Origin of the sequence: Nocardia sp. XZ_19_369 (assembly GCF_015355715.1) — a bacterium.
Taxonomy (GTDB): domain Bacteria; phylum Actinomycetota; class Actinomycetes; order Mycobacteriales; family Mycobacteriaceae; genus Nocardia.
This window is the reverse complement of record NZ_JACVED010000013.1, coordinates 28865-41117: the sequence shown is the minus strand read 5'-3', so window position 1 is coordinate 41117 and position 12253 is coordinate 28865. Positions and strand designations below refer to the sequence as shown.

Genomic DNA, 12253 nt, shown 5'->3' with positions numbered 1-12253 from the left:
TTTCAGCGCGGCATCGACTGCCCATCAACGACGAAGACCTCGATCCAGAGATGGATCGAGGTCTTTCGGATACACGTGTACCGCTGTTTTCAGCGTCCCCGAGACGCGCGGTGGATGTCAAGTCGCCCCGTCCCGCGTCCGCTACACGCGCACCATCAGATGGCATTTCGGCGATCGACCACGAACACCGGGCAGCACTCGATCGGCTCTGACAGAATGCGGGGAGGTGCCTCGCGGTGTGCTACTTGTCAAGTATCTCCAGCGGAGGCAAAGCATCCACAACCTTCATCGTCGCGAGGCTGACCGTCACAATCCGCTTGATGAGGTCGATAATGTAGCGCGGATCGTCGGACCAATCGTTGGCGTCGTTGGTGATCTCCGTTGCCTTGTCGACCTTGATTTGGTATCGGTCGATGATCCACTCGATCGCGGAACGCGCGCCGAGCTCATAGCGATACGCCTCCACCGGGATGTTGGTGAGGGTTACGCGGTTGTTGTAGACGATGGTTGAACGGTCTTGCTGGCTCTTTATCTTGGGGATCTTCATCTTGGTGACGCGGTACAGCTCGCGAAGTGGGGTGCCGGACACATCACCGGAGACCTTCTCGACGATGCCGCCGTACGGCTCTGCCACCTCGTACTGAAGATGCAGGTCGGCGAGTTTGCGGCCACCCTCGGCGAAGGCCCGGAAGTCGTGCGCCTTGGGGATTCGGGGAAGGGTTTTCTTCAGGTCAGCGGCGAAGCGGTCACGATACTCCGGAGAGTGGAGCAATCCGTAGGTGTAGTAGAAGATGTCGTCTTTGGTGATGGCGGGATCGTTGTAGGTCGTCTGGAACCCGCGGAGGGCGGTGTCGGTGATGTTGTCGACGCGCTCGTAGGAATCGTCGACGTCGCCGAAGTCGAAGCCCCCCTCCGCGCTCAGCTTTCGGTATGTGTAGCGAGCAAAATGTGGGCCAACACTCTTGGTGCCGACCGCGTGCAGATCAGGAATTGCGTCCGTCATCAAGACCGAGAACGGCTCGTCGGATCCGGTGCCGGTGATATAGAAGCCGACGTTGTCGTGCTCTGGGGTCGGGAACATCCGGGGAAGCTGGTAGACCGTGTTGTTCAGCTTCCGGTCGAAGTACGCGAACTCCCGTGTGAAAGGGCGATATGTAGAGGTGAATATGCGGTCGGCATGGAATACGTACTTCTCTGCCTTCGCGATTCGCCCCTTGTCCGCGCGATCCCAGCTGATCTTCTTCGGATCGAGATCGATGAACTTGTCCACATCCGATGCAGTGGGTGACGTGATTCCTTCGGCGATGCAGTGGTCGGCGAAGCCATACATCTGGCTGTTGTAGAAGTCGATCGTCGACGCCATATTGTCCTTGAGCCGTTGCTCGGAGAAGTTGTAGGCCCAGAAGTCACGTCCGGTTTTGAGCCCGCTGGAGTGAAGGTCGAATATTGTCTCTGCCCGGTCTGACTTGTCTTTCTTGCTGATCGACTGAAAAATCGAGAAACGCTCGTCCCTCTGATTGATCCAGTCGCCTTCGGCGTTTGGGGCGATTTGCTGCCAGTCCACTGTGTTCAGGGTCTGTGACCCGACGAGGCGGAGCTTGTCGTCGCGGCTAAGGTAGTCCCCGATATCCCGGTAGTACAGCTCGCACGTCTTGTCTGTGCCGGAGTTCTTCCCACCCTTGACCAAGATCAGGATCGCGACGGTGTTCCGGCTGCCCGAGTCGAAGATCTTACCGCCCTCCTTGCGGGAGAGTTCGCCGGACGTGCGCTGGTTCCCGCGCAAGTTGTAGCAGTAGATCGCGTCGAACTCGTCAGTGAGGGACTTGCGCAAACCGTCTGCAGTATTACCGTCGATGTAGCCGCCGTTGGAGACGTAAGCGACGACGCCCTCCCCTTTGATGCGATCGGAGGCCCAGCGAATAGCGCGGACATAGGAGTCGTAGAGGGACGTCTTGAGTGTGGCGGTGGAATTAGCAACGTAGGTTTCAGCAATGCGGTCGTCCAGGTTCTGGTACTTCAAATTCTGATTGTTGTCATTCGAACTGTCCTGCCCCACCGAGTACGGCGGGTTGCCGATGACGACGCGGATAGACTGTTTCCGTTGCTTCTTGACCCTCTCACTGTTTCCCTCCAGGACGTCCATCCCGTCGAGTTTCGCTGTGCCTTCGGCGAGCTGGAAGGTATCAGTGAGGACGATGCCTTCGAAGGGTTGGTAATCGCCGCCTACGAGGTCGTGGAATGCGGCCTCGATGTTGATGGCGGCAATGTAGTACGCGAGGAGCACGATTTCGTTTGCGTGCATTTCGCTTGTGTATTTGCGGAGCAAGTCCTCTGGCTTGATGAGCCCAGACTGCAGGAGCCGCACGGGGAAGGTGCCGGTGCCGACGAAGGGGTCGATGATCTGTACGCCTTCGTCGGACAGGGAGCGGCCGAGATGCTTGGCCAGAGCCTGTTCGGTGGCGCGGATGATGAAGTCGACGACCTCGATCGGCGTGTAGACGATGCCCAGGGAGTCAGCGGTTTTCGGCAAAGCGGTCTTGAAGAACTTGTCATACAACTCGACGATGACGCGCTGGCGCCCCTCGTGGTTGTCGATGCCCTCGGCGCGATCCTTAACCGAGGTGTAGAAACCCTCCAACGTCTTGGTCTCTGCGTCCAGGCCCTGGTCGTCAAGGATGTCGAGCATCCGCTGCATAGCCTTCGAGACCGGGTTGTGTTCGGCGAAGCCATAGTCCTTGAACAGGGCGTCGAAGACTGGCTTGGTGACGATGTGCTGGGCAAGCATGTCAATGGCGTCGGAATTGGTGACACCGGGGTTGATGGTCTCGCGCAGCTCGCCGACGAAGTCCTCGAACGCGGCCTGCTTGTCTGGAATCGCCAGTGCGACCTTGATACGGGTGACGTGTCGGTCGGCGATCTGGGCGATGTCCTTGGCCCACTCCTCCCAGTAGTGGCGCTCGCCAACCTTGTCGACAATGCGGGCGTAGATAGCGTCGCGCCAGTCGCTGATGGAGAAGAGTGCCTCCTGGATGCCCTGGGCACTACGGGCTTCCTTGTCCTTGGCTGCTTGGCCGCTGTCGGAGGTGCTGGAGCCGTCCTTGTCGCCGATGGTCTCGTCGCTGGGGCCGATGTGGCCGATGCCGATCTTGTTGTCGGGCTTGTTCTTGTTCAGCTCGATCTGGTTGACCGTCGCGTTGAAGCGGTCGTCGTGAGCGCGCAGAGCCTGGAGGACCTGCCAAACGGTTTTGAACCGCTGATTGTCGGCGAGTGCTTTCTCGGCTGGCATACCGGCAGGGATGGCGACGGGCAGAATGATGTAGCCGTAGTTCTTACCTGTGGCCAGGCGCATCACGCGGCCCACGGATTGGACAACATCCACTACGGAGTTGCGGGGGTGCAGGAACAAAACCGCGTCCAGGCTGGGAACATCGACACCCTCGGACAAGCACCGGGCATTGGACAGGATACGGGCTTGATTCTGGCCCGGATCCTGTTTGAGCCAGTCGAGGAGCCTGTTGCGTTCCAGGGTGTTGAAAGTGCCGTCGACATGGTCGACCTCGCAATGCAGCAAGTCGTTGTCCGCGTCGTCGTAGGCGTCGACGACCTCGTTGAAGCGGGCGGCGATGTCCTTCGAATCAGCGATGGAGCGAGCGAAAGCGACGGCTCGCTTCATCGGTGGCTCACCCTTGGCGAATCCGGAGCCGTCGGCGAAGGTGCCAGCACGCTTGGCCATCGCGTTCCAACAGCCGATGATCTTCGCAGCGTCGTCAATGTTCAGGTCAGAGGATCCGCCAGCGAGACCCTTCTGGAGGGTCTTGGCGACCACACCCTCGTCGATGGTGAGGATCAGAACCTTGTAATCGGTGAGCAGGCCCTGTGCCACCGCCTTGCCGAATCCCAGGCGGTGAAACTCCGGCCCGAACATCTGCTCGTTGTCCATCGAGGCCAGAACTGCAGCGGCGTTCTTCGCATCAGTCTTGGTGTCCTCGTTGTAGATGCGCGGGGTCGCCGTCATGTAGAGGCGCCGGTCCGCACCGAGGTAGGTGTCGTCGTGGACCCGCACGAATGCCGACTCGTCGTGGCCGGCCAAGGTGACACCGGTCGTACGGTGCGCCTCATCGCACAAAATGAGATCGAAGCGTGCCAGCCCCTTTTTCTGTGCCTCGGAGACGGTGCCGATGGACTGGTAGGTAGAGAACACCACGGTCAGCCCGGCGGTCGACTTCACCGAGGCCATCTGCTGGATCAGACGGTCCGAGTCCGTGGTCGGTGGCAGGGCCAGGTCATAGGTGGCCATGTCGTTGTCGTCACCCACGGTCCGCTGCTTGCCGACTTTGCGGTCGGAGCACACCGCGAAACCGCGCAGCGGCACTTCGGTCTCGAACGACCATTCACGCAGCGTCTGCGAGAGCAGTGCGATGGACGGAACCAGAAACAGGACAGTGGTGTGGTCTCCCAGCCCCGCGGCGGCGCGCTCCTGCTGCAGCCGCTCGACGATCTTCAGTCCGGTGAAGGTCTTGCCGGTGCCACAGGCCATGATCAACTTGCCGCGGTTGTTGTCCGCGAAGCCCGCGAAGACATCCTCGATCGCGGCGCGTTGGTGCGGGCGTGGTTCTTTCTTCCGTTGCAGGCTCAGCTCGATGGGAGCACCGACAGTGGGGAGGTGCCACTCCACCGGACTGTTGGCAATCTGTGACAACCCGAGGCGAGTGACAGCGATCTGCTGGTCGTTCAGGGCTGCCTCGGCATGCACACCCCACTTGTCTGTCGTCGAAATAATCATGCGGCGGGTGAAGCCGCCCTTGCCCGACGCAGTGAAAAAGGAGTCGATGTCCTCTTTGCTGACGGTGTGGTGGGGCTCGTAGAACTTGCACTGGATCGCACAGAACCCGCCGGTCTCCCGATCCTGAGCTACCAGATCTATGCCGGTGTCGCGCTTGTCGGCATCTGCTCCTGGCCAGTCGGCCCACATCCACACTCGGCTGAACTGCTCGGTCCACTCCGGGTCGGTGCTGAGGTACTGAAGCATCAGTTCCTCGAAGCGCGTACCGCGATCGCGATTCGAGGTGGCACCCTCGCGGATCGCCTTCAGAACGTCGTGCACCGTCGTGGTGGCCACTTAGCTTCGCTCCCCAATCACAGCTAGAGGCACGCGCCGTCACGCGCCGAGAACATCGCACCAAAAGTACTCAAAACCCTACTGGTACTCGCGGGCGTCCCGCGCATATTGGTTACGAGTCGGGCTGTTTCAGACGGGTGGCCGTTATGGCCTGGTAGTGCGGGAGTGCCTGCGCAGCACTTCACCGACCACGTACCGGGGTGATCCATCCAGAGCCGGTCGCGATGCGATCAATCCCCGATGAGCCCAGGTGCGAATGGTCGAAGCGGGGATGCGCCAAAAATGCTCGATGTCGCCAGCTGACAGCTCGGCATCGAGTGCGTACTCGGCTAAGTGAGCCGGTAGCTCGACAGGTGCGACCCATCCTTGCCCGAGTTCAACGGCGCGCTCGTCAAGTTCAGCGCACCGCTGTGGGTCGATCGCATGGAGGGCGGCGCGGTAGGAACCAGCGACCTTGCGGGCGCGTTGCAGCGCGGTGTCGCCTGGGAACGGCCATGGGTCGCTGGTCACGATGCTCGTTTCATGTCGAGAACACCGACGCCGTTGAGCCGGGCAAATTCTTCCTTGGCCCACGAAGCGCGGCACGCTTGGCAGGTGACAGTCTGCTGGTCTGGGGAGGAGGTCAGCGCTTTTACACCACAAAGGTGACAGGGGTCCGGGAGCCAAATGCGGGTCTCGTTGAGGCCGAGTACTTCTCGGGCGCGGCGATGCAGGTCAGAGAGACCCAGGACCGCGTCGACGCCATCGACTCCGACGTGGATGAGTTCGTCGCCACCGTCGGCGCGTGGCGCCATTCGCCATCGTTGTCGCCATGGCTGGTCGACCAGGGTGCCGAGGTTGGCTGCCACGATCGTCACGCACTTCTGGACGCACTTCTGACGTTGAGTCGGCACGGGATCGCCGCGGGTGATGATCCTGGCCCAGGTGAGGGTCTCGTCTTCGATACCGGATTGGATGGTGTCGATATCGAGGCGGATCGGGATCGAGTACGGCGTCGAGTGAGTGACCTTCGGTGCTCGATCCTTTGGTGGTGGCTGAAGTTTCGCGGCTTCGAGCAGCAGCCAGTCGTCGTAGAGCTGTCGAATCGAGACGAACGCCGACTCCTCGCAGGCTCGACACAGCGCATCGGGGCGTTCGACTCCGCCGCCGTGCCAGCACCCCTCGTCGTCACGAATGCGGGACTTGCAGCGGACGCCTTGGCGACATTCATGAATCGGCTCGTCACTGGTCATGAGGCGGCCCCGAGGTCGAGTTCGCCCTGGCGGAGCCGGGTGCGAAGAGACAGGTCGAGATAGGCGCTGTTGAGGTCGATGCCCACGTAGGCGCGTCCGTGGCGGTGGGCGGCCAGGCCGGTGGTGCCGCTGCCGGAAAAGGGATCCAGAACGATGCCGCGCCGGTAGTCGTTATGGCCGCAGTCTGTCCAGCCGGTCGCGCTCGGGCGGGCGAGCAGGTATTCGCGGAAATAGCCGCCGAGTGCCTGTTTGGCTTCGGCGGCCAGGCGCTGGACCTCGTCGGCGTTCTTGCCTGTGCCGGACTGGGATTCGGCCGCCTTGCCGCTGTCGGTGATCCCGACCGCACGTATCGCGTGGAGGTGGTCGTCGGTGAGTCCGGCGGCCTCGGCGAGTGCTTGTGCGCGGCGGGCCTGCGTGCGGGAAAGATTGAGGACTGGAACGCCTCTCGTTCTGGTCGGGGCTGCACCACAGGTCCGGCAGCGGCGAGGCGGGCAGCCTGCTCGGATACAGCGTTCGGCGATCGCGGTGGCCATGACTGCGAAGTGGGCTTGGGCGAAGGGCTGATTGGCCTGCTCCCAGAGATCGCCGGGGTTGCCGCCGGCCGGATGTGCGGCGGTGTGGCGGGTTCCGTCGGCGGCGAGGTTGGTCTGGGCGTTCCATGGGGTGGCGATCGAGTTCGGTTTGGTGGTGCGCCCGCTGCGGGAGCGCCGCGACGCCGAACGATCTCCGGTGTAGGGCTTGCGGATGGCGTCGAGGTCGAACCAGTACCTCTTGGAGCGGGTGAGCAGGAAGATCAGCTCGTAGCGGGAGGACAGGCGGTCAGCCGCGCTGGAGGGCATGGCGTTGGTTTTGTACCAGACCACGGCGTTGCGGCGGATCCAGCCGTCGCGCCCGAGCGCGAGGGCCACCATCCACGGCACGCCGACCAGGCTCTTGTCGAGGTAGGTGTCGCCGAGGTTGAGCCAGCAGGTGCCGTCGATGGTGAGGACGCGCCGGACCTCGGCGAACACCGCTCGTAGTGTCTTGACATATTGCTCGGGTGTGACCTCTTGCCCGTACTGGCCGGGCACGCCGTAGTCGCGCAGCCCCCAGTACGGTGGCGAGGTCACCACGCAGTCGACGCTGCTGGCAGGCATTTCGCGCAGCACCTCGAGCGCGTCGCCGAGGTGCAAGGTGGTGAGGTCGTCGCGGTGATAGAGGCTCACGATGGCCTCGGTTCGATCTGGGTGCGAGTTAGCTCCGCGATGAGCGCGGCGACCGCGCGAGCGCAGTCGGTCGACAGCGAAACGATGTCTCCGGTCTCGGTGCGCCAGATGCAGGGTTCGGCGTTGAATAGCGATAGCTCGTCGGCCCATTGCGCGAATTGTTCAGGCGTCTCAATGGTTTCGGTGTTGCGGTTCCAGCGGACTCGCCACCACATGATTTGCTCGGGCGCGGTCTGGGTGATCGCCCATTCCTCGATGCGTGCCTGGTCGTTGTCCGGGCGTGCGTTGTGCCCGACAAGGAACACTCCGGCCTCGATGGGGTCGGTGAAGACGCGCACGATCTGGTAGTCGGCCCCGGTGCCGCTGGTGATCACATGCACTGCCGGGCCGTCATGATTGAGGGCTAGAAGCGGTCGTCGGGCGGTGGGTGCCATCAGGATGCCTCCTCGGAGGTGTGCCAGTGATCGAGGCTGGTCGGGGTGCGGTGGTCGCATCGCACGACCGGCGGGTCGGGGTGCCGGGCCAGCAGTTCGGCGGGTGGGTTGCGCCAGCGGCCGTCACACATTCGGCATCCGTGGCCCGCGTCGCGGTCTGCCCGCACGGTGGAGCGGATCTCGTTGGTGTGAGCGCGTTCCCACGCGTCACGGGCTTTGCGTGCCTCGCCGCAAGAGCGGCAGGGAGGGGGTGAGGGTTCGTCGCGGTGCGGGGGGCAGCGCCGTGGTGGCGGTTCGCTGCCCGCGGGTGCGACGTGAGCTTCCGTAGTTACGTCACCACCGCTAGAAGGTGTGGGGTGTGGGGTGTGGGTGCTGGGAATCGGGACCGATTTCGATTGGTTATTCGATTGGTGTTCTTCGCTCGGGCCGGGAACGGTATCGGTGACCGGTTCAGGATCGGTGTTGTGGACCGGATCGGTATTGGTGATCGGATTGGTATTCGAAACCGGTTCGGTATTGGTGTCGGGAACCTGAATCGTGTTGGTGTAGCCGACCGTATCGAGGTTGGGCATCCTCAGTAGTTGCCCGAGCCGCTCGGCGGAGTCCTTGTGGGTCCACGAGCTGTACTCGGAGTGTTCGCGGCGCACCCGTTGGATCTCGGTGACGATGGCCGCACGCAGAGTCCGCGACGCGGCACCGTAGTAGGCGGTGGTGACCGCAGCGGCCATCTTCGGGTTGCGCAGCAGGTTGTCGCGGCGAATGAGTGAGCGGACCAGCACTTCCTCGGTCGCGATGTCGACAAGGATGTAGCGGCGGCGTTCGAGTTCGCTTGCGGCGGCGAGTATCCTGGGCAGGGTGAGGTCGCTGGCGCGGCCCACGAGCCTGTTGGGGCGCCAGTCGGCGATCCCGCAGTAGGACAGGGTGGGTTCGGCCAAAAGCACTCGTGTGTAGAACATTTGCGCGTCCGCCGTCAGCGATTCGAAGTCGACGTCGCCGTTGATGCTGAGAAACAGTTTCGCGAACTCGCGAGCCACGGCTCCTCCTTTCGGTGTCGTGGAGGAAGCGGAAATCGCGGTGGTCGCATCGCGCGGACGCGGAAGGTGTTCATGCCGCGTTCCTCTCCCGAGAAAGTCGTCGCCGTTCTGCGGCGGCGTGGTAGTCGTTCCAGCGCTGGGCGGAGGAGAAGCCGAGTGCTCGCGCGATTGCTTCGAGGTCGCTTTCGGACACGACGGTGCCGTCGGCGTAGCGCAGGACCCTCATGCCACCTCGTCCAAGGGCTGGCGGTGGCGCAGATGCCGGTACGCGGTGAGCGCGCACGGAACGACGACGCTGTTGCCGATGATGCGCAGCTGCTGTACCCGTGAGAGTCCGATCTCGGGATCGGTGACCCATGACGGGGGCATCATCATCATCCATTCCGCGAAACCTGGTGACAGGCGGGGGTTTCCGTCACGATTCGGCTCAGCTGGCGGCGGGGCCGGGCGGGTCAGTGCCTCCTGGCGGGCGATCGCGTCCGCGTAGACGCCCCACGTGCTGGCGTCGGATCCATGTGCGTGCTCGGTGTCGGTGTTGTCGAGGACCTGCCCGCGGTGAGGGGCGTGGGTAAGTGCGTAGATCGCTGAGGGCAGCATGAAGTCGCCACCGGATCCACGTTGGCGGGGTGAGCCTTTCGCTCCGTCGCTGGCTCGGGGCGTGGGCAAAAGAGTGCCCGCCGCGTGCGCGCGGGCGATGCCGCCGAGCAGCAGCTCCCCGATCCGGGCGCCGGAACGCGAGACGTGTCCGCCGGTGCCGTCGGCGACCGAGGGCGTCGGCAGCAGCCTCAGATCCGGTCCACTGCGTCGGGCAGCGTGTCGTCGCCTCGGGTGCGCGGTCGGCTCTTTCGGGTCCGTCCGGGCGGATCGGCCTTGCCCTTGTGGTCTCGCGACATCGGAGTGGGCAGCAGTGTGGGCGAGGATGAAGATTCGGCTTCGTCGGTGGCAGGCTCCGATGGCGGACGCACGTAAGCTCGTCCATTCCGCATCGAGCCCGAGCGTGGCCAGCGCGCCGAGAACGGCACCGGCAGCCCGGACACTAGATCGATCTCGGCGCTCTCCCACAGCATTCGGCGGGGATTCCATTGCGCGTAGGGCGTAGGCACTCAAAATTCCTTCGACATTCTCGATGAGCACATGTCGAGGTTCGAGTGCCACGATTGCCTCGGCCATGTATGACCAGAGCCCGGAGCGTGTTCCCTCGCCGAGACCGGCGAGATGTCCGGCGAGAGAGACGTCCTGGCAGGGAAACCCGCCGATGAGAACGTCGACGGGTTCTACTTCGCGCCAGCGGATTTCGGTGATATCACCCAGGTTGGGCACCTGGGGCCAGTGGTGTGCGAGTACCCGGCTGGCGGCGGGGTCGTTTTCGCAGTGCCATACAAGGCGTGATCCTGGAAAGAGTTGCAGCGCTGCGAGATCGAGTGTTCCAGCGCCGGAAAATAGTGACCCGATCTTGATCTCATTCATCACTGTCGATGCCTTCGTCTGTGTCGGGCGGCGCGGAAACCGTCGGCTCTGCGGTGCTCATCGCCTCGCGCTTCCTCGGCTCGGATGCGGGCAGCCACCGCCGGTTTTCGTGCTGGCCATCGGGCGATCGGTCAACGTGTCGATCACGTCGAGCAGCCTGGTGCGCGCATCATCGTCTTGGAGGTCGATGCCCGCGTAGAAGCCATGTCGCCACCGGCGTTGAAAGGTGTCCAGACCGAGTCGAGCGCAGTTGAGTCGCACCGAGCATCCATCACAGATCCGGCGCGGAGTGTCTCGATCGGCCGGGATCGGACGCGTGCCCGGCCTGGTGTGCGAGAGGGGAAAGAAGACCTCGGGATGCACGCTGCGGCACGCGGCGTACTCCTGCCAGTCGTAGGAGCTCACCGGCGGCCCTCCGCGATCGCTGCGAGGTCTCGGCCGAGCTGATGTAGGTCGCTTCCTGCTGGGCTGCTCAGCAGTCGCCGCGCGATATCGTTGACCTGCTCGACTACCGAAGTGCTGACATCTGGTTCTTCGCCAGCGGCCGGCCTCGGCAGGTTCAAGGCGAGCTTGGCCGCCTCGGATTGGTAGATCGCGTGCGCCAAGGTGATGGCCATCGAGGCTTCCTGCAGGTGCCGGTGCCGATCGAGCACTCCGGCCGCGGCATCTAAATTCTCCGGCAGGCTCCGGTTGCGTTGTGGCCCTTGCGGGGACTGCGCTAGAGCAAGTCGCACCGAGCCGATCGTCGCCGCTTCCAGCAGATCGGCGACTTGGCGAAGATCCTCGTTCGCGTTCATGCCGCCGACCCCCCGCCGTCGTAGTCGTTACCGTTGTCGTTGTCCTCGGAAGGTTGGGGCGATGGCTCTGGATCTGTGCCGTGATCGTTGCGGCGCAACCGCGCCTGCAGGTCGCTCACCGCAATGGCGTACGGGCGGTCGCTGCGATGGCGACCAGTTCGGTCTTTGTTCGACATCTGTTCTCCCACAAGATTGTTCGATGTGTTGTGCGTCCTGGGAGCGCGAGCTCTGAGGGACTCGCGTGGCCTCTCCCAGGACGCACGCCCTCAGCCCCGGTCGGCGCGGCCCAAGCCGAGGGAGCCTGCTCGGCCGCTCACGCGCGGCGAGGTGGTCGCTTTCGGCGACGAAAAGCGGACGGCAATCCGGCCGGTAACGGCGCGCGCGCACCGGCGGGCCGCGCGGTCAGCAACTGTGCTTGCCTGACGTCGGATTCGGTCAGATACCACTGACGGCCAGCCTTGTGACCAGGCAGTGCACCGCTGCGCAACTTGCCCAGATACCAGCCCTCGGTCTGCTTGAGGATTGCTGCGCCCTCGGCGACGGTGAACGTCGGCTCGACCTGGGCCACTTCGCTGCCCTCATCGTGCGTGTCGGCGAGAGCAGTCACGCCGCACCACTCAAGTTGCGAGTGTAGATATCGCTGACTGTGTGATTTTTGGACACGAAAAGAAGATCCACGGGCACCGCGAGAGCCTCCGCGATTCGCGCGGCCAACTCTGGGGTGCAGCTGCGCTTGCCTTCCTTGCAGAGCTGTCCGATGAAGCTCCGCGAACATCCAGCTTTCCTACCCAATGAGTCCATGGTGTCACCTCTTTGGCGCATCAGCGCCCGAAGTGTCTCCCCTGATGTCAATCGCATCGCGATCCTTCCCGCCCCGGTGGACCTATGTTCGAATGCGACCGATCGTGCCAGGTAGACGCGCCGATTTCAAAGAGCCTGTGACGTTAATGTGCGCAGCAGGTGGA

At 63.2% G+C, this 12253-nt stretch carries 12 protein-coding genes and 1 pseudogene; all 13 read right to left on the bottom strand.

All coding sequences use genetic code 11. From position 1 onward, the window contains the following. Nucleotides 1–241: 241 nt before the first annotated feature. The 13 genes and pseudogenes from IBX18_RS37750 to IBX18_RS37695 all read right to left on the bottom strand — a co-directional run bounded on the left by IBX18_RS37750 (nucleotide 242) and on the right by IBX18_RS37695 (nucleotide 12146). Nucleotides 242–5119: a type ISP restriction/modification enzyme gene (locus IBX18_RS37750; protein ID WP_306796585.1), complete on the bottom strand. Its 4878-nt coding sequence runs from the start codon at nucleotides 5117–5119 to the stop codon at nucleotides 242–244. Between the two features lie 506 nt (nucleotides 5120–5625). Next, a complete protein-coding gene (locus IBX18_RS37745) occupies nucleotides 5626–6351 on the bottom strand; it encodes a hypothetical protein (RefSeq protein ID WP_194838223.1) in 726 nt (241 codons plus the stop codon). Further along, nucleotides 6348–7556, bottom strand: a complete 1209-nt coding sequence (locus IBX18_RS37740) for a site-specific DNA-methyltransferase (protein WP_306796584.1) — start codon at nucleotides 7554–7556, stop codon at nucleotides 6348–6350. The genes IBX18_RS37745 and IBX18_RS37740 overlap by 4 nt, the downstream gene beginning before the upstream one ends. Next, nucleotides 7553–7990, bottom strand: a complete 438-nt coding sequence (locus IBX18_RS37735) for a hypothetical protein (RefSeq protein WP_194838222.1) — start codon at nucleotides 7988–7990, stop codon at nucleotides 7553–7555. Before IBX18_RS37735 ends, IBX18_RS37740 begins: the two co-directional genes overlap by 4 nt. Further along, nucleotides 7990–9024, bottom strand: coding sequence for a hypothetical protein (locus IBX18_RS37730; RefSeq protein ID WP_194838221.1), 1035 nt, complete (start codon nucleotides 9022–9024; stop codon nucleotides 7990–7992). The genes IBX18_RS37735 and IBX18_RS37730 overlap by 1 nt, the downstream gene beginning before the upstream one ends. Nucleotides 9025–9094: 70 nt before the next feature. After that, nucleotides 9095–9250 (bottom strand): hypothetical protein, encoded by a 156-nt coding sequence (locus IBX18_RS37725; protein WP_194838220.1) that lies wholly within the window; start codon nucleotides 9248–9250, stop codon nucleotides 9095–9097. After that, on the bottom strand, nucleotides 9247–9621 hold the full coding sequence (locus IBX18_RS42570; protein ID WP_228542499.1) for a hypothetical protein: 375 nt from the start codon (nucleotides 9619–9621) through the stop codon (nucleotides 9247–9249). The genes IBX18_RS37725 and IBX18_RS42570 overlap by 4 nt, the downstream gene beginning before the upstream one ends. A gap of 363 nt (nucleotides 9622–9984) precedes the next feature. Beyond that, nucleotides 9985–10491: pseudogene (locus tag IBX18_RS42565) on the bottom strand (DNA cytosine methyltransferase); the annotation flags it as partial. Nucleotides 10492–10548: 57 nt separating this feature from the next. Beyond that, on the bottom strand, nucleotides 10549–10896 hold the full coding sequence (locus tag IBX18_RS37715) for a WhiB family transcriptional regulator (RefSeq protein WP_194838218.1): 348 nt from the start codon (nucleotides 10894–10896) through the stop codon (nucleotides 10549–10551). Beyond that, nucleotides 10893–11288: a hypothetical protein gene (locus IBX18_RS37710; protein ID WP_194838217.1), complete on the bottom strand. Its 396-nt coding sequence runs from the start codon at nucleotides 11286–11288 to the stop codon at nucleotides 10893–10895. The genes IBX18_RS37715 and IBX18_RS37710 overlap by 4 nt, the downstream gene beginning before the upstream one ends. Next, entirely contained in the window at nucleotides 11285–11464 is a 180-nt protein-coding gene (locus IBX18_RS37705) for a hypothetical protein (RefSeq protein WP_194838216.1), read from the bottom strand. Before IBX18_RS37705 ends, IBX18_RS37710 begins: the two co-directional genes overlap by 4 nt. Before the next feature lie 137 nt (nucleotides 11465–11601). Next, nucleotides 11602–11895, bottom strand: a complete 294-nt coding sequence (locus IBX18_RS37700; RefSeq protein WP_194838215.1) for a helix-turn-helix domain-containing protein — start codon at nucleotides 11893–11895, stop codon at nucleotides 11602–11604. Further along, a complete protein-coding gene (locus IBX18_RS37695; protein WP_194838214.1) occupies nucleotides 11892–12146 on the bottom strand; it encodes a helix-turn-helix transcriptional regulator in 255 nt (84 codons plus the stop codon). Before IBX18_RS37695 ends, IBX18_RS37700 begins: the two co-directional genes overlap by 4 nt. Between the last annotated feature and the right edge of the window lie 107 nt (nucleotides 12147–12253).

Coding starts and splice junctions, on each gene's coding strand:
- IBX18_RS37710 (WP_194838217.1), bottom strand. CDS start 11,288: ATGAACGCGAACGAGGATCTTCGCCAAGTCGCCGATCTGCTGGAAGCG.
- IBX18_RS37695 (WP_194838214.1), bottom strand. CDS start 12,146: ATGCGATTGACATCAGGGGAGACACTTCGGGCGCTGATGCGCCAAAGA.
- IBX18_RS37725 (WP_194838220.1), bottom strand. CDS start 9,250: ATGAGGGTCCTGCGCTACGCCGACGGCACCGTCGTGTCCGAAAGCGAC.
- IBX18_RS37705 (WP_194838216.1), bottom strand. CDS start 11,464: ATGTCGAACAAAGACCGAACTGGTCGCCATCGCAGCGACCGCCCGTAC.
- IBX18_RS37735 (WP_194838222.1), bottom strand. CDS start 7,990: ATGGCACCCACCGCCCGACGACCGCTTCTAGCCCTCAATCATGACGGC.
- IBX18_RS42570 (WP_228542499.1), bottom strand. CDS start 9,621: ATGCTGCCCTCAGCGATCTACGCACTTACCCACGCCCCTCACCGCGGG.
- IBX18_RS37745 (WP_194838223.1), bottom strand. CDS start 6,351: ATGACCAGTGACGAGCCGATTCATGAATGTCGCCAAGGCGTCCGCTGC.